This window comes from Halobellus clavatus, from assembly GCF_900107195.1.
Taxonomy (GTDB): domain Archaea; phylum Halobacteriota; class Halobacteria; order Halobacteriales; family Haloferacaceae; genus Haloquadratum; species Haloquadratum clavatum.
Genome location: NZ_FNPB01000001.1, coordinates 519,207 through 538,461, shown reverse-complemented (window position 1 = coordinate 538,461; position 19,255 = coordinate 519,207). Strand labels below are relative to the sequence as shown.

Annotated in this window: 17 protein-coding genes; 10 read left to right on the top strand and 7 right to left on the bottom strand. The window is 67.7% G+C overall.

Annotated features, from left to right (window positions below):
- Positions 1–66: 66 nt before the first annotated feature.
- From BLU74_RS02640 to hisE, 4 genes are all read left to right on the top strand, one after another.
- Positions 67–693 carry a non-canonical purine NTP pyrophosphatase gene (locus BLU74_RS02640; protein WP_089764836.1) on the top strand — a complete coding sequence of 209 codons (627 nt, stop codon included), beginning with the start codon at positions 67–69 and terminating at the stop codon, positions 691–693.
- A gap of 178 nt (positions 694–871) precedes the next feature.
- Positions 872–2,554, top strand: a complete 1,683-nt coding sequence (locus tag BLU74_RS02635; RefSeq protein WP_245705704.1) for a methyl-accepting chemotaxis protein — start codon at positions 872–874, stop codon at positions 2,552–2,554.
- 113 nt (positions 2,555–2,667) lie between these two features.
- On the top strand, positions 2,668–4,533 hold the full coding sequence (locus BLU74_RS02630; protein ID WP_089764834.1) for a PINc/VapC family ATPase: 1,866 nt from the start codon (positions 2,668–2,670) through the stop codon (positions 4,531–4,533).
- Between the two features lie 154 nt (positions 4,534–4,687).
- Positions 4,688–4,990, top strand: coding sequence for a phosphoribosyl-ATP diphosphatase (gene hisE / locus BLU74_RS02625; protein WP_089764831.1), 303 nt, complete (start codon positions 4,688–4,690; stop codon positions 4,988–4,990).
- A 16-nt stretch (positions 4,991–5,006) separates the two neighbouring features.
- Here hisE and npdG read toward each other — a convergent pair whose 3' ends face one another.
- The 4 genes from npdG to BLU74_RS02605 form a co-directional block, all read right to left on the bottom strand.
- Entirely contained in the window at positions 5,007–5,675 is a 669-nt protein-coding gene (npdG, locus tag BLU74_RS02620) for an NADPH-dependent F420 reductase (RefSeq protein ID WP_089764829.1), read from the bottom strand.
- 73 nt (positions 5,676–5,748) lie between these two features.
- On the bottom strand, positions 5,749–5,997 hold the full coding sequence (locus BLU74_RS02615) for a hypothetical protein (RefSeq protein WP_245705703.1): 249 nt from the start codon (positions 5,995–5,997) through the stop codon (positions 5,749–5,751).
- Positions 5,994–6,374, bottom strand: a complete 381-nt coding sequence (locus tag BLU74_RS02610) for a hypothetical protein (RefSeq protein WP_089764826.1) — start codon at positions 6,372–6,374, stop codon at positions 5,994–5,996. Before BLU74_RS02610 ends, BLU74_RS02615 begins: the two co-directional genes overlap by 4 nt.
- Before the next feature lie 66 nt (positions 6,375–6,440).
- On the bottom strand, positions 6,441–7,310 hold the full coding sequence (locus BLU74_RS02605; protein ID WP_089764824.1) for a TIGR01548 family HAD-type hydrolase: 870 nt from the start codon (positions 7,308–7,310) through the stop codon (positions 6,441–6,443).
- A 93-nt stretch (positions 7,311–7,403) separates the two neighbouring features.
- On the opposite strand from BLU74_RS02605, the gene leuS reads away from it, so the two are divergent.
- Positions 7,404–10,286, top strand: coding sequence for a leucine--tRNA ligase (gene leuS / locus BLU74_RS02600; RefSeq protein ID WP_089764822.1), 2,883 nt, complete (start codon positions 7,404–7,406; stop codon positions 10,284–10,286).
- Between the two features lie 131 nt (positions 10,287–10,417).
- Positions 10,418–10,615 carry a hypothetical protein gene (locus tag BLU74_RS02595; RefSeq protein ID WP_089764820.1) on the top strand — a complete coding sequence of 66 codons (198 nt, stop codon included), beginning with the start codon at positions 10,418–10,420 and terminating at the stop codon, positions 10,613–10,615.
- A gap of 13 nt (positions 10,616–10,628) precedes the next feature.
- Here the strand turns inward: BLU74_RS02595 and BLU74_RS02590 are convergent, their stop codons facing one another.
- A complete protein-coding gene (locus BLU74_RS02590) occupies positions 10,629–11,042 on the bottom strand; it encodes a Rieske (2Fe-2S) protein (RefSeq protein ID WP_089764818.1) in 414 nt (137 codons plus the stop codon).
- A gap of 63 nt (positions 11,043–11,105) precedes the next feature.
- Positions 11,106–12,338: an ABC transporter substrate-binding protein gene (locus BLU74_RS02585; protein ID WP_089764816.1), complete on the bottom strand. Its 1,233-nt coding sequence runs from the start codon at positions 12,336–12,338 to the stop codon at positions 11,106–11,108.
- 166 nt (positions 12,339–12,504) lie between these two features.
- Here BLU74_RS02585 and BLU74_RS02580 point away from each other — a divergent pair, with 166 nt between their 5' ends.
- Positions 12,505–12,798 (top strand): MarR family transcriptional regulator, encoded by a 294-nt coding sequence (locus tag BLU74_RS02580; protein WP_089764814.1) that lies wholly within the window; start codon positions 12,505–12,507, stop codon positions 12,796–12,798.
- A 73-nt stretch (positions 12,799–12,871) separates the two neighbouring features.
- Positions 12,872–13,684, top strand: a complete 813-nt coding sequence (gene ubaA, locus BLU74_RS02575; RefSeq protein ID WP_089764812.1) for an SAMP-activating enzyme E1 — start codon at positions 12,872–12,874, stop codon at positions 13,682–13,684.
- Between the two features lie 6 nt (positions 13,685–13,690).
- Here the strand turns inward: ubaA and BLU74_RS02570 are convergent, their stop codons facing one another.
- On the bottom strand, positions 13,691–14,371 hold the full coding sequence (locus BLU74_RS02570) for a helix-turn-helix domain-containing protein (RefSeq protein ID WP_245705702.1): 681 nt from the start codon (positions 14,369–14,371) through the stop codon (positions 13,691–13,693).
- A gap of 85 nt (positions 14,372–14,456) precedes the next feature.
- Here BLU74_RS02570 and BLU74_RS02565 point away from each other — a divergent pair, with 85 nt between their 5' ends.
- The gene (locus BLU74_RS02565; protein WP_089764810.1) at positions 14,457–16,130 is read left to right on the top strand and encodes an NADH-quinone oxidoreductase subunit D; all 1,674 of its coding nucleotides are present in this window, start codon (positions 14,457–14,459) and stop codon (positions 16,128–16,130) included.
- A 208-nt stretch (positions 16,131–16,338) separates the two neighbouring features.
- Positions 16,339–19,086, top strand: coding sequence for a DNA mismatch repair protein MutS (gene mutS, locus BLU74_RS02560; RefSeq protein WP_089764807.1), 2,748 nt, complete (start codon positions 16,339–16,341; stop codon positions 19,084–19,086).
- The last annotated feature ends 169 nt before the right edge of the window (positions 19,087–19,255 follow it).

Below are 19,255 nucleotides of genomic sequence, written 5' to 3'. Positions count from 1 at the left end.
CTGGGGGTCGACCCGCCGCGAGTGAACCGACGGGACTTTTCTCCCGACGCGCCTCCCATCGGTCGAATGCTCCGATACGTCACGACGAACGCGGGGAAGGTCCGAGAGGCGCGCGAGTACCTCGACGGGGTCGAACAGCTGGACTACGACTACACCGAGATCCAGTCGTCGGAACTCGGCCCGATCGCCGCTCGCGGCGCGCGCGAGGCGTATCGGCACGCGGGCGAGCCCGTCCTCGTCGACGACGCCGGCCTGTTCGTCGAGGGCTTCGACGGATTCCCCGGCCCGTACTCCGCGTTCGTCGAGCACACGCTGGGCATCGATGCCGTCCAGCGACTGGTTGCCCGTGAACTCGACGCGCCGCGTCGCGCCGCGTTCCGGTGCGTGTTGGCCTACTGCGACGGCGACGCGTTCGACGCGAGCCCCGACCCCGTCGATCGGGACGATCGGACGGCCGCCGCGGCCGCTGACTCGGCTGCCGACGGCGACGAGGACGCGCTGCCGGTCAAACTGTTCACGGGGGCAGTCCGCGGTCGAATCGTCGAACCGCGCGGCGACGGCGGCTTCGGGTACGATCCGATCTTCGAACACGACGGGGCGACGCTCGCCGAGATGAGTCCCACCGAGAAGAACGCGATCTCTCACCGCGGTCGCGCGCTCGCGAAATTCGCGTCCTGGCTCGACGAGCGCTGACCGACGCGCGTGGATCGGGGAGCGCTCCCGGTATTTGGACTCCTGAGACACATCCCGGATATCAAATCTGAATATGCGAAGCAAACATTGATGTCGTGATCTAATTTTCGCTGCATCCAGTTATCGACCCGTGGGAACGACTAATGTCGTTATAGGACGGAGGCCGCCACCGGGAGGTATGTTACTCGAACCGTACGAACGGCTCCTCTGGGGGACGATGGATATTCTGGGGGTCTCCCAGTCGGTCGCGCGGAAACTCCTGACGGCGGTCGGGATCCAGTTCGGCATCTCGGTCGCACAGGCCGGGCTCCCGCTCGTGACGAGCGGCGGGATCCAGACGCTGCTCACCGGCGGGCTGCTCGCGGCATCGATCGTCGCCTTCCTGAACACCGTGCTGATCGTCCGTCGCGACGTCGTCGGCCCGATCGACGACCTCTCGACGTCGGCTGCCGCAGTGGCCGCGGGCGATCTCTCGACGCCGCCGCCGACCGCCGACGGCGAGGACGAGGTGGCACAGCTCGTCGAGGATTTCGCCGATATGCACGACCATCTTCAGCTCGTCTCCGCGCAGGCGACTGCGATGGCCGACCGGAACTTCGAGGACCCGATCCTCGACGAACAGCTTCCCGGCGCGTTCGGTGATTCTCTCGGCCGGATGTCGACCGACCTGGCCGCGCACACCCGAGCGCTCCAGCGACTCGTCGACGCCTTCGGCGAGGCGACCGAGCGGGCCCGCGAGGGCGACCTGACGGCGCTGGTCCCCGCGGAGGAACTGGCGAGTGAGGACGATCGATACGGCGAGGTCGCCCGCTCGTACAACGAGTTCGTCCGGACGCTCTCGGAGACGGTCGCCGACGTCCAGACCTTCGCGGACCAGGTTGCCGAGATGAGCGACCAGGCCCGGATTCACGTCGAGCGCGCCACCGAGTCGAGCGAGGCGGTCGCGGCCGCCGTCGACGAGATCGAGGAGGGGGCCGACGAACAGACCGACCACCTCCAGACGGTCGCCTCCGAGTTGTCGACGCTCTCGGCGACGGTCGAAGAGATCGCCGCCTCAGCCGACGAGGTCGCCGGCTCCGCCGAACGCGCCGCAGAGCGCGGGCGGGCCGGCCGCGACGTGGCGACCGAGGCGATGGCCGAACTCGACACGGTCGAGACGCAGATCGAAGAGACGGCCGCCGCCGTCGAGGAACTCGCCGCCCAGATCGAACAGATCGACGAGATCGCGTCGTTCATCGACGACATCGGCTCGCAGACGAACCTGCTGGCGATCAACGCCTCCATCGAGGCGGCCCACGCGGGCGACGCCGGCGACGGCTTCGGCGTCGTCGCCCAGGAGGTCAAAGAACTCGCCGAGGAGACGCGCGAATCCGCCGACGAGGTCTCGGGCCTCATCGAGGACGTGACCCAGCGCTCCGAGGAGACGCTCTCGACGGTCCGGGAGACCGACCGACAGGTCAAATCCAGCGTCGATACGGTCTCGGAGGCGATCGCGGAGTTCGAGTCGATCGTCGACGACATCGAGGGCATCGACGCGAGCATCCGTGAAGTGAGCGACGCCACCGACCAGCAGGCCCAGTCCGCACAGGACGTCTCGGCGCGGGTCGACGAGGTCGCGAACATCTCCGAGGAGACGACCGCCCAGACCGCCGCCGCCGTCGACGACGCGGCCGAGCAGTCGCGGTCCCTCCGCGAACTCGACGAGCAGGCGGACACCCTCGCCCAGCGCGCGAACGGGCTCGACAACCTGGCCGGCTCCTTCGAGGTGCTCGAAGAACACCGCGCGGACGACACCGACTCCCTCGGCGGGTTCGAGTTCGGCGACGGGGACGGTGCCGCCGGAGCGGCCGCCGACGACTGATCGGTGACGCTTCGGTGGTCCCGGCCACCCGCACTTCGGGTGACTGATCCGCGGCTGCTGGCCGGACACCGGCAGTCTATACCCTTATCCGTCCGCCGGTCGAACTCGCGGTTATGAAGACAGTCCCGGACACCAGCGCGGTCATCGACGGTCGCGTGTCCGAGCGAGTCGAGTCGGACGAGGAGATCGAGGTGTTGGTCCCCGAGGCTGTCGTCGGGGAACTCGAGTCGCAGGCCAACGACGGCCTCGACACGGGGTGGGCCGGCCTCGAAGAGCTCCAGCGGCTCGCCGAACTCGCCGACGACGGCGCTGTCTCCGTCCGGTACGTCGGCCGCCGAACGAAGCCCAGCGAAGCCACCGGGGCCCACGAGGGCGACATCGACGCGCTCATCCGCGAGGTCGCCGAGGAGGAGGACGCGACCCTGTTGACGAGCGACGTCGTCCAATCGGAGGTCGCGACGGCCAAGGGAATCGACGTGGAGTACGTCGAACCGCGCGTCCGCGGATCCGACGAACTCGTCATCGAGGAGTTCTTCGACGACCAGACGATGTCGGTCCACCTCAAGACCGGCACGAAGCCGAAGGCCAAGCGCGGTGCCATCGGTGAGATGCACTACCAGACGATCCGCGACGCGGTCACCGACGAGGCGCAGATGAAAGAGTGGGCCGACGACATCGAAGAGACCGCCCGCACGAGTTCGGAGGGCTTCCTCGAACTCTCCGAACCCGGGATGAGCATCGTCCAGTTCCGCGACTACCGCATCGCGGTCGCGCGTCCGCCCTTCGCCGACGGCATCGAGATCACGGCCGTTCGGCCGATTGTCAAGACCGACCTCGACGACTACGAGTTCGCCGAGGAACTCCGCGATCGGCTGCAGGAACGCCAGCGCGGCGTCCTCATCTCCGGGTCGCCCGGCGCGGGGAAGTCGACCTTCGCGCAGGCGGTCGCGGAGTTCCTCACCGACGCCGACTACGCGGTGAAGACCATGGAGAAGCCCCGCGACCTCCAGGTCGACGACGACATCACCCAGTACACCGCGCTCGGGGGCGATATGGAGAAGACCGCCGACTCGCTGCTCTTGGTCCGCCCGGACTACACCATTTACGACGAGGTCCGGAAGACGAAGGACTTCGGCGTCTTCGCGGACATGCGACTCGCCGGCGTCGGGATGGTGGGCGTCGTCCACGCGACCCGCGCGATCGACGCGCTCCAGCGGCTCGTCGGCCGGGTCGAACTCGGGATGATCCCGCAGGTCGTCGACACCGTCGTCTACATCGAAGACGGCCGCGTCGACACCGTCTACGACGTGAAGACGGAAGTCAAGGTGCCCGAGGGGCTCACCGCCGAGGACCTCGCGCGGCCGGTCATTCAGGTCGCGGACTTCGAGACCGGGAAGCCGGAGTACGAGATTTACACGTTCAACCGGCAGGTCATCACGGTTCCGCTCGGCGACGGCGAGGGAAGCAGCGAAACCGGCGTCGACCGTCTCGCCCGCCAGGAGATCGAACGGGAGATCCGCTCGATCGCCCGCGGGCACGTCGAGGTCGAACTCAAGAACCAGAACGAAGCCGTCGTCTACGTCGAGGAGGACGACATCTCCTACGTGATCGGCAAGGGCGGCGGCCGCATCTCCGACGTGGAGGACCGCCTCGGCATCGACATCGACGTCCGAACGCACGACGAGAAGCCCGCACAGGGCGGTCAGCACGCCGGTGGCGGCGGTGGCAGTGGGGGGTCCGGCGGCGACTCGGCCGACGACGGGGTCGTCGTCACGCCGGAGGTGACCTCCCGGCACGTCGTGATCCGGATGGACGAACACGTCGGCGAGACCGTCGAGGTCCGCGCCGACGGCGAGTACCTCTTCACCGCGACGGTCGGCCGCGGCGGCGACATCCAGGTCTCCCGCGGCAGCGCCATCGCGGACGAACTCGAACAGGCCATCGACCGCACGCAACGGATCACCGTCCACCCGGCCTGATAGTGTTTACTCTCACTTTTTACCGCCGAGCGCCACCCCCGTTGGCAGCGCCCGGCGCTAAGAGATGAGAGTAAACACTATGAGTCGGCCGACGGACACCTCCTCGTCGTCGGAACCGGACGATTCTTCCCCCGAGGCGGACCTACGCACTCGTATGGACTCCGAGACGCCGCCGGACGAGGTGCTCGACGAACTCTTCGCGACGATCCAGGACCGACGGGAGACGCTCCCAGCGGATTCCTACACCGCCTCGCTGTTCACCCACGAGAAGGGCAAAAACGCCGTACTGGAGAAACTCGGCGAGGAGACGACAGAGACCATCCTGTCGGCGAAAGACGGCGACCGCGAGGAACTTCTGGCCGAAAGCGCCGATCTGGTCTATCACCTGCTCGTGCTGCTCGCGATGGAAGAGCGCGATCTCGACGATCTCAGGGTCGAACTCCGCGACCGATTCTGAGCGCGGACGACTGGAACTACTGGAATCGGACGCCGAGATCGTGGAGTCCGTCGTTGTTCTGTGCGACGTTGAGCAGGAGCGGGGTCACCGACTCGACCTCCGCCGCGGCGCCGATCCCGCCGGCGTCGAGCGCACGCAGCCCGTCGATGTCCTCGGCCAGTCCGATCACCTGACGCTTCGCGCTGTCGTCGTCGCCGACGACGGGCGTGTCGATGTCCAGTTCCGCGTCGAGGTCAGCGAGACGGCCGGCCGGGAGGGTGTGGAACGCGCCGACGACGGGGACGTCGTCGGGTGCGGCGTCGGCGACGAGCGCAGTCACGCTCCCGGCGCTCGGGGCGTGAGACCTGAATCCGCCGTCCTCCCGCTTGATCCCCGCCGCGGGCGTGACCAGGATGTCGTCGCCGTCGAGTTCGTCGGCGACGGACTCGACGGTGTCCGCAACGTGATACGGCGGCACACAGAGCACGACGACGTCGGCGCGGTCGGTCGCCATCGCGTTCTCGAAGCCGGTGAGCTTCCGCTCGCGACCGTGGCTGGCGACGGCCTCCGCGTACTCGTCGGCAGCGTCGTGGGCGGCGTCGGGGTCCCGGGAGCCGATCACGACGTCGTGGTGGGTGTGGTACGCCCAGCGGACCGCGAGGCCCGCTCCGATGTCGCCAGTCCCGCCGAGAAGTGCAATTCGCATAGCCCAGAGGTGGGGTGGAATCCGGTAAAGGGTTGCGTGAGCGGGCACGGCTGCCGGTGTCGACAGGCTGGTCCTACCGCTCGTCGCCCGTTCGTCTGCGGGCCGCCGAGACGGCCGGCGCGTACACGATAAGGAAGCCGAGCAGCGGCGCGACGACGAGCGTCCCGAGCAGGACGCCGGTCCGGATCGACCCGCCCGCGGGGAGCAGCCACCACGCGCCGAGGCCGAACGCGTCGACGGCGACGACGACGGCGATGAACCGGACGAAGTGGTGACCGATCCCGCCTGTCAGACCGCCGTCGGATCCGGAGCCGGCGGTCACGCGCCGCTCGCCTCCTCTCCCCAGCGCTTCGGGTTCAGTCGTTCGGCCCACATCGCGAGCACCCACGCGACGGCGAACGTCACGGCGGTGCTCGCGATGCCGGTGTAGCCGAGCGATCCGAGGCCGACCCGTCCGACGATCGCGACGGCGAAGAACACGAGATACCGGACGGTCTGATCGCCCACCACGGCGTCCCGGGGGAGCGATCCCAGCGCGTACCGGATCGCGAGGAACGCGACGACGGCGAAGATCGCGAGCGCGACGCCGGCAGCGACGACCCCGGTCGGGTCCGGGAGCAGCAGCAGCGTCCCGAACACCGCGACGACGGCGGCGAAGACGACGGCCCAGGCGGTCCGCTCGAATCGGAGCGCATCCATCGAATAGACGTTGGCGACCGGGAAAATAAGCGTACCCGTCGTCGGACCGCTCTCCGGGCCGCCGAATCAGTTCTCGAAGAGCCGTTCGGGCAGGTCGTTCACGGAATCGACGACGGCGGCCGCACCGACGCCCTCGAACGCTTCTCGGCCCGATTCACCCGTCAGGCCGCCGGTGAGGACCCCGATCCCGTGGTACGCCCGACCTCCGTCGGCCGCGGCGGCGTTGACCGCCGTCCGTACGTCGTCGAGCGTGTCGCCGGCGAACGCGACGGTCTCGGCGTCGAAGCGGGCCGCGAGCGTCGTCAGGGCGTCGGGGTGTGGCTTGCCCGCCTCCCAGTCGTCCATCGTGAAGCGGTGTTCGTCGGGGACCGACAGCCCGACGCGGTCGAGCGCGATCTCCGCCTCGGCGGCCGGGCGACCGGTGAGCACTCCCAGCTCGGCGCTCGCTTCGAGTCGATCGAGCGTCGCCGGTTCGAGGAGCACCGGTTCGTCGTGGATGTAGCCTCGCGTCTCGAACGGCGGTTCGCCGCCTTCGAGGTCACGGTAGCGATCAGCGCCGAGGTAGAGCGCCTGGAACGCGTCGTGGAGGCCCTCTGGGTCCCAGGCGTCGCGGACGGCGTCCCACGCGTCGTCGTCGAGGTGCTCGGCCGCCACCGCCTCGGCCGCGTCGAGGCCGCCGCCGGCCGCCTCGATCTCGGCGGCGAACGTCGACAGCGGGAGCGGTCGGTGCTCGTCGACGAGGACGTACAGCGCCGCCGCATACGTCACGTCCCAGTCGTTGTTGAAGCCGCCGGCGTCCTTGAACAACTGGACGTCGTCGCGGTCGATCGTTCGCTCGTACAGCCGTTCGACAGATTCGACGATCGCGCGTCGGTAGGAGTCGGCGACGTCGACGAGGACGCCGTCGATGTCGAGGACGACCGCGTCTGGGTGCATATCCCGTAGGCGTCGGGCGGCGGCCTTAGCGTTGTCCGTTCGGCCTCGGCCGAGTTAGGAGATATTTTACCGTCGGGTCCAGAGAGGGTAGATATGGACTACGACCCGCAGGAACTCGAAACGCGGTGGCGCAGGCGATGGGCCGAGGAGGGTCGCTACGAGGCCGATCCCGCGGCCGACGCTGCCGACGCTGCCGACGAGGATCCGACGTTCATCACGGTTCCGTACCCCTACCCCAGCGGCGGGATGCACATCGGTCACGCCCGCACCTACACCGTCCCGGACGTTTACGCGCGGTACCGACGCCAGCGCGGCGACAACGTGCTCTTTCCGATCGCCTGGCACGTCACCGGCACGCCGATCATCGGCGCGGTCGAGCGCCTGAAGAAGGGCGAGGAGGAGCAACTCTCAGTTCTGCGAGACACCTATAACGTCGCCGAAGACACGCTTCAGGACCTCGAAACGCCGATGGGCTACGCCCGCCACTTCATCGAGGACCACTACAAGAAGGGGATGAAAGACCTCGGGCTCTCGATCGACTGGCGGCGGGAGTTCACCACCAACGACGAGCGCTACTCGAAGTTCGTCACCTGGCAGTACGAGACGCTGCGCGACCGCGGCCGTCTGGAGAAGGGCCTCCACCCCGTGAAGTACTGCACCAACGAGGAACAGCCGGTCACGACTCACGACCTGCTCGAAGGTGAGGAGGCGGAGTTCCAGGAGTACACCCTGGTCCGCTTCGGCCGGGGCGACACGGTCGTCCCGATGGCGACGCTCCGCCCCGAGACCGTCAGGGGGGTCACGAACGCGTACATCGACCCCGACGCCGACTACGTGATCGCCGACGTCGACGACGAGGAGTGGTTCGTCTCCGCGCCCGCCGTCGAGAAACTCCAACTCCAGGGGTACGAGGTCGTCCCGAAACGGACCGTCTCCGGCGAGCACCTCGTGGGCGAGTACGTCACGAACCCCATCACCGGCGACGACGTCCTCGTCCTTCCCGCCGAGTTCGTCGACGCCGAGAACGCCACCGGGGTCGTGATGTCGGTGCCGGCGCACTCCCCGGACGACTACGTCGCCCTCCAGGAGGCGAAAGCCGACGACGAGCGGCTGGCCGAGTACGGAATCGACCCGGCCGACGTCGACGCGATCGATCCGGTCCCGATCCTCTCGATCGAGGGCTACGGCGAGATCCCGGCGAAGACCGCCGTCGAGGCGGCCGGGATCGAGTCCAGTACGGATCCCGCACTCGAGGAGGCGACCCAGGAACTGTACAACAGCGAGTTCCACCAGGGCCGGCTGAACGACGAGTACGGCGAATTCGCCGGCGAGGTCGTCGAGGACGTCCGCGACCGGTTCCGCGACGCGCACCGCGAGACGGGGGCGTTCGGGACGATGCAGGAGTTCTCCGAGGAGGTCGTCTGCCGCTGCGGCGGCGACGTCGTCGTCGCCGAGCAAGACACGTGGTTCCTGCGCTACAACGACGAGGACTGGAAGCAGGCGGCCCACGACGCCGTCGCGGAGATGGAGGCGATCCCCGAGAACACCCGCGGCGAGTACGATCACACGATCGACTGGCTGAACGAGTGGCCCTGCATCCGGAACTACGGGCTCGGCACCCGCCTGCCGTGGGACGAAGACTTCGTGATCGAGCCCCTCTCGGACTCGACCATCTATATGGCGTACTACACGATCGCTCACCGCCTGCGGGAGATTCCGACCGAGGACCTCGATCGGGAGTTCTTCGACGCGCTCTTCTACGGCGCGGACGCGGTCGACGACCCCGACGAGCGGGCGTTGGAACTCCGTGCGGAGTGGCGCTACTGGTACCCCGTGACCTACCGCTTCTCTGCGAACGATCTCATCTCGAACCACCTGACGTTCTATCTCTTCCACCACGCCGAGTTGTTCGACACCGAACAGTGGCCCGAGGGAATCGTCATTATGGGGATGGGCCTGCTGGAGGGCGAGAAGATGTCCTCCTCGAAGGGGCACGTCGTCCTCCCGGGCAAGGCCATCGATGAGTACGGCGCGGACACGGTCCGCTTCTTCCTCCTGAACTCGGCGGAGCCGTGGCAGGACTACGACTGGCGGGCCGAACAGGTCGCCTCCGTCCGAAATCAACTGGAGCGGTTCTGGACCCGGGCGCAGGACGTCGTCGACGTCCCCGGCCCCGAGGAGCGCCCCGAATTGGCGACCGAGGACCGATGGCTGCTGTCGCGCCTTCAGCGCACGGTCGCGAAGGTGACCGACGCGATGGAAGGGTCCGAGACGCGCACGGCGAGTCAGGCCGCCTTCTACGACTTCGAGGAGGACCTGCGGTGGTACCGACGGCGGACGGACCGATCGCGGCCGGCCGCGCGGTGGACTCTCCGCGAGGTGCTTGAGACCCGGCTCCGATTGCTCGCGCCGTTCATCCCGTTCCTGACGAACGAACTCCACGAGGAGTTGACCGGAACGCCCGCGGAGGACGCGCCGTGGCCCGAGGTCGACGCCGCGCTGCTCGACAGCGAGATCGAGGTCGCAGAGTCACAGATCGAACGCGTCGTCGAGGACATCCAGGGCATCCAACAGTCGCTCGAAAACGCCGAGGAGGACGTTCCCGAAGCCGACCCCGATCGCATCCGCGTCACCGTCGCGGCCGACTGGAAGCAGGAGGTGTTCGCGACGATCGCGGAGATCGGCGCGGATCAGGGTGCGGTGATGAGCGAAGTGATGCAGGATCCGGCTCTCCGCGAGCGCGGCAACGCGGTCAACGACCTCGTGGGCGAACTGATCGAGTTCGCCCGCGGGCGTGCGGACGCCGACCTCGATGCGCTCGCGGCCGTCGACGAGGCAGCCGCCTACGAGCGCGCCGCCGACTTCCTGGGGCGGGAGTTCGACGCCGACATCGTCGTCCAGACGGAGGGCCAGGACGTCGAGGCACAGAAACAGGCCGTCCCGTTCCGCCCGGCGATCGAACTCGAAGCCGAATAAGTCGCCGGCGATTGTCCGGATCTCTCACTGAGACGAACGCAACGATGACGACATCGCGAGTAAATATTTTAACACGGTCGACTGTATTAAAATAGGGTTATCCGTCTCGAAACCAAAGATATGCGTACGAAATGCTTGAGTCGTCGCGGCCGCGAACCGAGCGGAATTCGATCAGTCCGTACCGACGAGACGCACACCCCGGACCGACGCTCGGTGAGGTCACGAGGTGTGAGTTGTGTGAACACGAGGCACAGTGTTTCGAGCAGCACGGCTTCACCGCGTGCCGCGACTGTCACCGCGATCTCCTCCCCGGCGAAGACGTCTTCTGACCGCCGCCGGCCGTCAGAACGAGATGTGTGACGTCGACGCTGGATCGTCGTCGCCAGTGCCCCCGGCGTGCCGGAACGTGTAGTTGTCGTCGCTGAGGAACACCGATCCGTCCTCGACGGTGACCTCGACCGTCGAGAGTTCGGTCCCCGCGGCCGGCCCGTTGTCACAGGTGCCCGCGCAGGCGTCGAACAGCGACCCGTGCCGGGGGCAGACGAGCTGTCCGTCGCGTATCGCTGCGCCGTCGCCGCGGTCGAACGCCTGTTGCTGGTGCGTGCAGGTGTTGGGCCACGCCTGAATTCCCGGTTCCTCCTCGCACCGCACCAGGATGAGTTCAGTCTCGTTCGTGAACGCGTCCGCCGCGGTGAAGAGATACGATCCCGACGGGGGGACGTCGTCGACGTCCGCGATCTTCGCGCCGTCTGTCATCTCGCGCCACTATGGGGGGCGATCGCAAAAGCGTGGCGTCGCGTCGGCCGCCCGGAGCGACGCTCAGTCCCCAGTGACGATGTCGGCGACGCGAGCGCGATCGAACAGTCGCTCTCCGGCCGGAATCTCCGGATACGGCTCTCCGTCCTCGTAGCCGGGCCACTCGCCGAAGCGCTCTGGGTACAGTTGCTTCGCCGTCATCTCGATCTGGAAGAGATTCATCAGCGGGCCCTGATAGCGCATCCCCTGCGCGTAGACCCGATCGTTCTCGACTGCGGCGAGGTCGCTGCCGACCGGGTGCGACCGGAGTCGCTCGCGGATCGCAGCCATCTCGTAGCGGGGCGTCACCCCCCACAGGTGGAGGATGACGTCGGGATCGGCTTCGGCCATCGTCTCGTAGCCGACCGAGCCCCAGAGGCCGTCCCACGTCTCGCTCCCGAAGGCGTCCGTGGCGGCGAGCGGGCGAGTGTCCGCGAGCCAGAAGCCGGGACGGTTCAGGTGATACGTCCAGAACTGTCCGTCGCCGAGGGTCACACGCACCGCCGTGGGCCGCTCGGACTCCGGTGGGAGGTCGGCCTCGATCGTCGCGAGGAGGTCCTCGTGGACGGCAGCCAGACGCTCGTACCGCTCACGCTCGTCGAAGAGTGCGGCCACGCGGTCGAAGATCTCCCACAGGTCGTAGTACTGATAGCGCTCCGCGTACGGTTCCGGTGGGCTCGCGTGCGTCCCGCTGTAGAAGTTCCCGAAGAACGGCCCGAGATTCTCGGTGATCTCTGCGACGTCGCTCTCGCTCCAGCCCTCCTGCGTGACCGCCCACGCCGGATCGAGGAGGTGGAGGTCGCTGTCGAGGCTGTAGAGGAACTCTTTGGAGAAGTCGTTGTAGGGGTTCGGCAGCCCCTCCCACTCGAAGGTGACGCCGTCGAGGCGCTCGTAGTAGCGGTTCATCGTCGGGCCGGCCATCTCGGGCACGAACATCGAGTTGACGGCGTCGCCGTGACCGATCGCGACCAGCATATCCGCGTACTGGTTGTACAGCGTGAAGACGCGCTCCGGGACCGAATCGAGACTGACGTCGCCCACGGGTGCCAGCGCCGCAGCGTGTGACGCCGCTCCGGTCGACGGCTTCGCTCCCGACGTTGTGGTCGCCGCGTCCGTGGCCGGCGTGCCGCCGGAGTCGGCGGCGGTCGTCTCCGTGTTGCCGCCTGTACAGCCGGCGAGGAGTGCCGCCCCGAGGACCCCGGTGCCTGCCAGATATCGCCGTCGCGTCAGCGGTCTCGATCGTTGGGTGTCGCGCATAGTTTAGGCAGACCTAAACAGACGTAAATCTCTTCCGAATTTTAGGCGGGCCGAAAAACCGCCGGTAGCGATTACACTGCTGTCACCTGCTGCCTCTCCGATATCCGGGCGTTTCGCCGTGCTCACTCGCGAAGGTTTATGACCGTTCGCTGTGTCAAAACCTACAATGGCAGAGGCAGAACAGGAGAGTCTCGACGACCTCCCGCCGAGCGCGAAGTTGGTCTTCAAAGTACTCGAGTACAACGGCCCGCTGACCCAGAAAGGCATCGTCAAAGAGTCGATGCTCTCGGCTCGGACGGTCCGCTACGCCCTCGAGCGCCTCGAAGGGATCGACGTGGTCGACGAGGACGTCTACTTCGCGGACGCGCGGCAGAACCTGTATCAACTCACAGACGACGCGCCGAACACCCACCCGGCAGAGGGCGACGCCGACGAGGCTGAAGCCTGCTGCGCTGAGTAACGACCCGACGACGCCGACCGGGCCGCGGATCGACACCGGGTGAAGTTAACCCCTCTCGCGACCGAGCACACGTATGTCACTCTCACTCGACTCCACGCAGCTGGATCGCTACTCCAGACACATCATTATGGACGAGGTCGGTCCGGAGGGCCAACAGCGGCTGCTCGACGCCGCGATCCTCGTCGTCGGCGCGGGCGGCCTCGGGTCACCGGTGATTCAGTACCTCGCGGCCGCCGGGGTCGGAACGATCGGGATCGCCGACGACGACGCCGTCGAACGAAGTAACCTCCAGCGGCAGGTGATCCACCGCGATAGCGACATCGGTCGGCCCAAGGTCGACAGCGCCACCGAATTCGTCGCGGAACTCAACCCCGACGTCGAGGTCGACGCGTACGAGACGCGGCTGACCAAGGCAAACGTCGCAGACATCGTCCCCGACTACGACGTCGTCGTCGACGCCTCCGACAACTTCCCGACGCGCTATCTCCTCAACGACTTCTGTCGCATCCACGAGATTCCGATCGCCCACGGCGCGATCTACAAGTTCGAGGGACAGTTGACGACGCTCGTCCCGGACGGCCCGTGTTACCGCTGTCTGTTCCCCGAGGCCCCCGAACCGGGGACCGTCCCCGACTGTGCGACGACGGGCGTCCTCGGCGTCCTCCCGGGCACCGTGGGGTGTATCCAGGCCACCGAAGCGGTCAAACTCGCGCTCGACGCCGGCGACCAACTCGAAGGGCGCCTGGTCTTCTACGACGCGATGGAGTTGTCCTTCGAGACCGTTCCCTACCAGCAAAACCCCCAGTGCCCGATCTGTGGCGACGACTCGATCGACTCGATCGCCGACATCGAGTACACCGAGGCGTGCTCGGTGCGCGCCGACTGATCGGGCCTACGTTCTCGCGCCCGGTACCGAGTCGACGATTCGCCCGAGCACCGTCGCTTCGGCCTTCCTGAGGTGTTCGGCCGCGGTTCCGGGTGCACAGCCGAGTTCGTCGGCGACGGCGTCGAGTGTCGCCTCGCGAGGGCTCGCGTAGTATCCTACCTCCACGGCGACGTCGAGCGCCGCGCGTTGCCGCGGCGTGAGCGCGGCCGTGGGGTCAGCGAGGCGCCCGTCGTACGGTCGGACCCGTTCGACGTCGATGTCGATTTCGTCCGGCAGTCCCTCCAAGGCGGCCGTCAATTCTTCGCCTGTCCCGACCAGCGAGACGTCGATCAAGCGATCCGCCCGGTAGACGATCGGCGGGACGACGACCACGCCGGTCCCCAGGAACGCCGCCGTGAGCCGCGCGTCCGCGGACCGCTGGTCTTCGGTGACGGCGAGGTGAAAGCCGCGCCGGCCCGCCGCTGGAGCAACTTCGTACTCCAAGATCGACGGTTGCTCGACCAACGCCTCGGTGTAGGCCGCACGATCGTCGCCGTCGACGAAGAACACCAGGGTGTTCCGCTCGCCGACAGCGGGGTTCCAGTGTCGCAGTCGCGTCTCCCGGAACCCGGGCGTGTCGGCGACGAACGCGTGCATCGGATGGACGTACGGTTCGGGGAGCCCGAGTCGAAGTCGAACCGATTGCATCGCGTCTCCGTGCTCGACCCACGCACAAAAATGCACCTCGGGCGTGAGGCAGTAATTCCAGGCTACTGGTCGACGAATTAGGCGTATGCAGCCCTCCTCGGACCTCCACACGGAGCAGCCATCGCTCGACGTGTCGGCGAAGACCACTGCCGAGGCCGCCATCGATGCCCTGGAATCCCGGTTCGGCGTCAGCCGCGACGACCACCGCCACGCGCCGGGCGTCGTGATCCGTCCCGACGCCGTCCAGGACGTTCTCGGATTCCTCCGCACCGAGGCCGGCTTCGATCACCTCTCGTGCGCCACCGCTCAGCAGTACGCGGACCGCTACGAGACGATCTATCACATGAAGCGCTACGACGATCCCACCGAGGAACTGAGTGTGGTCGTCCCCGCGCCGCTGGACGATCCAACCATCGAGTCGGCCGCACCCGTGTTTCCGACGGCCGGCTGGCACGAGCGGGAAGCCTACGACCTCATCGGAATCGAGTACGAGGGGCATCCGGATCTCCGGCGGCTCCTCCTGCCGGAGACGTGGCAGGGGCATCCGCTCTCCCAGGAGTACGATCAGGACCGGCCGCAGATCGTCCCCTACACCGAGAACGTGAATCCGGTTCAGGACGACGAGCGCGACGGCGACACGTTACTGTTGAACATCGGGCCGCATCACCCTGCGACCCACGGCGTCCTCCACCTGGAGGTGACGCTGGACGGCGAGCAGGTCGTCGACGTCGATCCCGACATCGGCTACATCCACCGCTGTGAGGAGCAGATGTGCCAGTCGAAGACCTACCGACACCAGATTATGCCGTACCCCGATCGCTGGGACTGGGGTGGCGCTGGACTGCTCAACGAGTGGGCGTACGCCCGGACGGCCGAGCGGCTCGCAGACATCGACGTCCCCGAGTACGCGCAGGTGGTCCGCACGATGGCGGCGGAGCTCTCGCGGATGCTCTCGCACTTCCTCGCGGTGGGGGCGTACGCGCTCGACGTGATCGGCGACTTCACGGCGACGTTTATGTACGCCATCAAGGACCGCGAGCGGGTCCAGAACATCCTCGAGGACCTCACCGGCCAGCGGCTGATGTTCAACTACTTCCGGCTCGGTGGAGTCGTCTGGGACCTCCCCGAACCCCGCGAGGAGTTCGTCACGAAGATCTACGACTTCGTCGACGACCTTCCCCAGCGGCTGGCGGAGTACCACGACCTCCTCACCGGCAACGAAGTGCTCCAGATCCGGACGGTCGACACCGGTGTCCTTCCGACCGAGACGGCGAAGGCCTACGGGTGTACCGGACCGGTCGCTCGCGGTTCGGGGGTCGACTACGACCTCCGCCGCGACGACTCCTACGGCTACTACGACGAACTCGAGTGGGACGTCGTCACGCAGGCCGACGGCGACAACTTCGCCCGACTGCTGGTCCGGCTCCGCGAGATCGAGCAGTCGGCGCGGATCGTCGAGCAGTGCGCCGAACTGCTCGAGGACTGGCCCGACGACGAACGGGAGATCCAGGCGAACGTCCCGCGGACGCTCAAGCCCGACGACGACGCGGAGATCTACCGGGCGGTCGAGGCCGCGAAGGGCGAACTGGGGATCTACATCCGTGCGGACGGCACCGACTCGCCCGCGCGGTTCAAGATCCGCGGCCCATCCTTCTCACACCTCCAGGCGCTCCCGGAGATGACCCGCGGCGGCTACATCCCCGATCTGATCGCGACGCTCGGCAGCCTCGATACGATTATGGGCGAAGTGGACCGGTAGCGGTCCGTCGCCCCGAGACGCCGTGGCGAACAGCCGGCACCCGCGTTCGTCCCGCGCCGACGTGCCGGGCAACCGCTGACCGGCGCGGGGGTGGCGTCAGGTCACAACGACGCTGGCCGCGTCATCCGACATAAACGCTCGCGCAGGACCCGGCGCACGCCGTCGCCCACACCGTAGCGTTTTATCCGCCCGCCGCCCAGGTGCGGATATGGCCTCGCAGGGAATCGTTGAGGAGTTTCTCGCTCTGAAATCCGATACCGATGCCGATATGCTGACGATGCAGTGCGGCGACTTCTACGAGTTCTTCGCCGAGGACGCCGAACTGGTCGCCGAGGAACTCGATCTGAAGGTTTCTCAGAAGTCCTCCCACGGGTCGTCGTACCCGATGGCGGGCGTGCCGGTCGACGACCTCACGCCGTATCTGAAGGCGTTAGTCGAGCGCGGCTACCGGGTCGCCGTCGCCGACCAGTTCGAGGGCGCGAGCGGGGATCACTACCGCGAGGTGACCCGTGTCGTCACGCCGGGAACGCTGCTGGAGACCGACGATGCCGAGGCGCGCTACATCGCCGCGGTCGTCGACGGCGCGGACGGGGCAGACGGGACGGCCGATTTCGGCCTCGCGTTCGCGGACGCGACGACCGGGCAGTTCCTCGTGACCGTCGCCGCGGACGCCGACGCCGCGCTCTCGGAACTCCACCGCTTCGACCCCGTCGAAATCCTCCCGGGACCGGCCGTCCGCGGCGACGACGCCCTCACCCGGCGGCTCCGCGAGTCGACCGACGCCACGGTCTCGCTGTTCGAGGCCGACGCGTTTGCACCCGGCCGGGCGACGCACACACTCCGCGAGCAGTTCGGCCGGGAGACGCTCGACAGCGTCGGCATCGACGAGGACGCAGCGGTCCGGGCTGCCGGTGCCGTGCTCCGATACGTCGAGGAGACCGGCGCGGGCGTGTTGCCGTCGATGACGCGCCTGCAGTCCTTCGAGAGTTCGACGCACCTCGAACTCGACTCGACCACCCAGCGGAACCTCGAACTCACCGAGACGATGCAGGGGGCGGGCGACGGGACCCTGCTCGCGACCATCGACCACACCGTGACTGCGCCGGGCCGGCGCCTCCTCCAGGAGTGGGTGACGCGCCCCCGACGCGACCGTGCGGAACTGACGCGGCGACTCGACTGTGTCGACGCGCTCGCCTCGGCCGCGCTGGCGCGCGAGCGGGTCCGCGAGGCGCTCGACGGCGGCTACGACCTCGAACGGCTGGCCGCGCGGACGACCTCCGGGAGCGCGGACGCGCGAGACCTCCTCGCCGTCCGGGAGACGCTCGAGATCCTCCCAGCGGTGGCCGAGGCGATCGACGGCTCGCCGCTCGCGGACTCGCCGCTCGCTGAGATCGTCGAACGGCCCGACAGAGCGGCCGCGGCGGCGATCCGCGAGGAACTCGATTCGGCACTCGCCGACGATCCCCCGAAGACGGTCCGACAGGGCGGCCTGTTCCGCCGCGGCTACGACGGCGAGCTCGACGACCTGCTGTCGCGACACGCCGAGGCGAAAGAGTGGATCGACACGCTCGCCGACCGCGAAAAGCGCCGACACGGCCTCAGTCACGTCACGGTCGATCGGAACAAGACCGACGGGCACTACATCCAGGTCGGCAAGTCCGTCGCCGATCAGGTCCCCGAACACTACACGGAGATCAAGACGCTCAAGAACTCGAAGCGGTTCGTCACCGACGAACTCGAAGAACGCGAACGCGAGATCCTCCGACTCGAGGAGGCCCGCGGCGACCTGGAGTACGACCTGTTCTGTGACCTCCGCGACCGCGTCGCCGCCCACGCCGAACTCCTCCAGGACGTCGGCCGGGCACTCGCCGAGATCGACGCGTTGGCGTCGCTCGCGACCCACGCCGCCGGCAACGACTGGGTTCGACCGGCACTCACCGCTCCGGGGCCGCTCGACATCGAGGCGGGCCGGCATCCCGTCGTCGAGCAGACGACGGAGTTCGTCCCGAACGACCTCCGGATGGGCGGCGACGCCGACGGCGCAGCGGCGTCGGGCGGCCGCGAGTTCCTGCTCGTCACCGGACCGAATATGAGCGGGAAGTCGACCTATATGCGACAGGTCGCACTCATCACGCTGCTCGCGCAGATCGGGAGTTTCGTCCCGGCGCGTTCGGCGACGATCGGCGTCGTCGACGGGATCTACACCCGCGTCGGCGCGCTCGACGAACTCGCCCAGGGCCGCTCGACGTTCATGGTCGAGATGCAGGAGCTCTCGAACATCCTCCACTCGGCCACCGAGGATTCGCTCGTCATCCTCGACGAGGTCGGCCGCGGGACCGCGACCTACGACGGTATCTCGATCGCGTGGGCCGCGACCGAGTACCTGCACAACGAGATCCGCGCGAAGACGCTCTTCGCGACGCACTACCACGAACTCACGTCGCTGGCGGACCTCCTCGAGCGCGTGGAGAACGTCCACGTCGCGGTCGACGACGCCGGCGACGACGTGACGTTCCTCCGCACGATCGAGGAGGGACCGACGGACCGCTCCTACGGCGTCCACGTCGCAGAACTCGCTGGCGTTCCGGACCCCGTCGTCTCCCGGGCCGACGAGGTGCTGGCACGGCTCCGCGCCGACGAGGCGATCGAGGCACGAGGCAGCGGGGGCAGCAGCGCAGAACCGACGCAGGCCGTCTTCGACCTCTCGTCGGGACAGTTCGTCGACGACGCGACCACGGCCGAGGCCACCGACGGGGGTCGAGCGGACGCGACCGACTCGGGCGCGAGAACGGACGCGTCCGCGTCAGCCGAGGCTGCCGACGGGCCGTCGCCATCGGTCCCGCAGGCCACCGAAGACGTCGCGGCCGAGATCGACGACCTCGACCTCCAGGAACTGTCCCCGCTCGAACTGATGGGGCGCGTCAAGGAGTGGCAGGATCGGCTCGACGAGACGTAGCGCCGCCGCCGATGACGACCCGCCCCTGGCACGACGATGCGTCACCCGTGACTCTCGGTGCGGAGCCACAGCCTCGTTCACGACACACACGGTTCGGACGCGTCACACGCGTGTAGACGACCGGTAAGGATTAGGGCGTCTGCGAACAGTGTTCGAGTAGCAAATGTGT

Bases quoted from the DNA above. Each gene is read 5' to 3' on its own strand.
- BLU74_RS02640 (WP_089764836.1), top strand. From the start codon at position 67: ATGCTCCGATACGTCACGACGAACGCGGGGAAGGTCCGAGAGGCGCGC.
- BLU74_RS02635 (WP_245705704.1), top strand. From the start codon at position 872: ATGTTACTCGAACCGTACGAACGGCTCCTCTGGGGGACGATGGATATT.
- BLU74_RS02630 (WP_089764834.1), top strand. From the start codon at position 2,668: ATGAAGACAGTCCCGGACACCAGCGCGGTCATCGACGGTCGCGTGTCC.
- hisE (WP_089764831.1), top strand. From the start codon at position 4,688: ATGGACTCCGAGACGCCGCCGGACGAGGTGCTCGACGAACTCTTCGCG.
- npdG (WP_089764829.1), bottom strand. From the start codon at position 5,675: ATGCGAATTGCACTTCTCGGCGGGACTGGCGACATCGGAGCGGGCCTC.
- BLU74_RS02610 (WP_089764826.1), bottom strand. From the start codon at position 6,374: ATGGATGCGCTCCGATTCGAGCGGACCGCCTGGGCCGTCGTCTTCGCC.
- BLU74_RS02605 (WP_089764824.1), bottom strand. From the start codon at position 7,310: ATGCACCCAGACGCGGTCGTCCTCGACATCGACGGCGTCCTCGTCGAC.
- leuS (WP_089764822.1), top strand. From the start codon at position 7,404: ATGGACTACGACCCGCAGGAACTCGAAACGCGGTGGCGCAGGCGATGG.
- BLU74_RS02595 (WP_089764820.1), top strand. From the start codon at position 10,418: ATGCTTGAGTCGTCGCGGCCGCGAACCGAGCGGAATTCGATCAGTCCG.
- BLU74_RS02590 (WP_089764818.1), bottom strand. From the start codon at position 11,042: ATGACAGACGGCGCGAAGATCGCGGACGTCGACGACGTCCCCCCGTCG.
- BLU74_RS02585 (WP_089764816.1), bottom strand. From the start codon at position 12,338: ATGCGCGACACCCAACGATCGAGACCGCTGACGCGACGGCGATATCTG.
- BLU74_RS02580 (WP_089764814.1), top strand. From the start codon at position 12,505: ATGGCAGAGGCAGAACAGGAGAGTCTCGACGACCTCCCGCCGAGCGCG.
- ubaA (WP_089764812.1), top strand. From the start codon at position 12,872: ATGTCACTCTCACTCGACTCCACGCAGCTGGATCGCTACTCCAGACAC.
- BLU74_RS02570 (WP_245705702.1), bottom strand. From the start codon at position 14,371: ATGCAATCGGTTCGACTTCGACTCGGGCTCCCCGAACCGTACGTCCAT.
- BLU74_RS02565 (WP_089764810.1), top strand. From the start codon at position 14,457: ATGCAGCCCTCCTCGGACCTCCACACGGAGCAGCCATCGCTCGACGTG.
- mutS (WP_089764807.1), top strand. From the start codon at position 16,339: ATGGCCTCGCAGGGAATCGTTGAGGAGTTTCTCGCTCTGAAATCCGAT.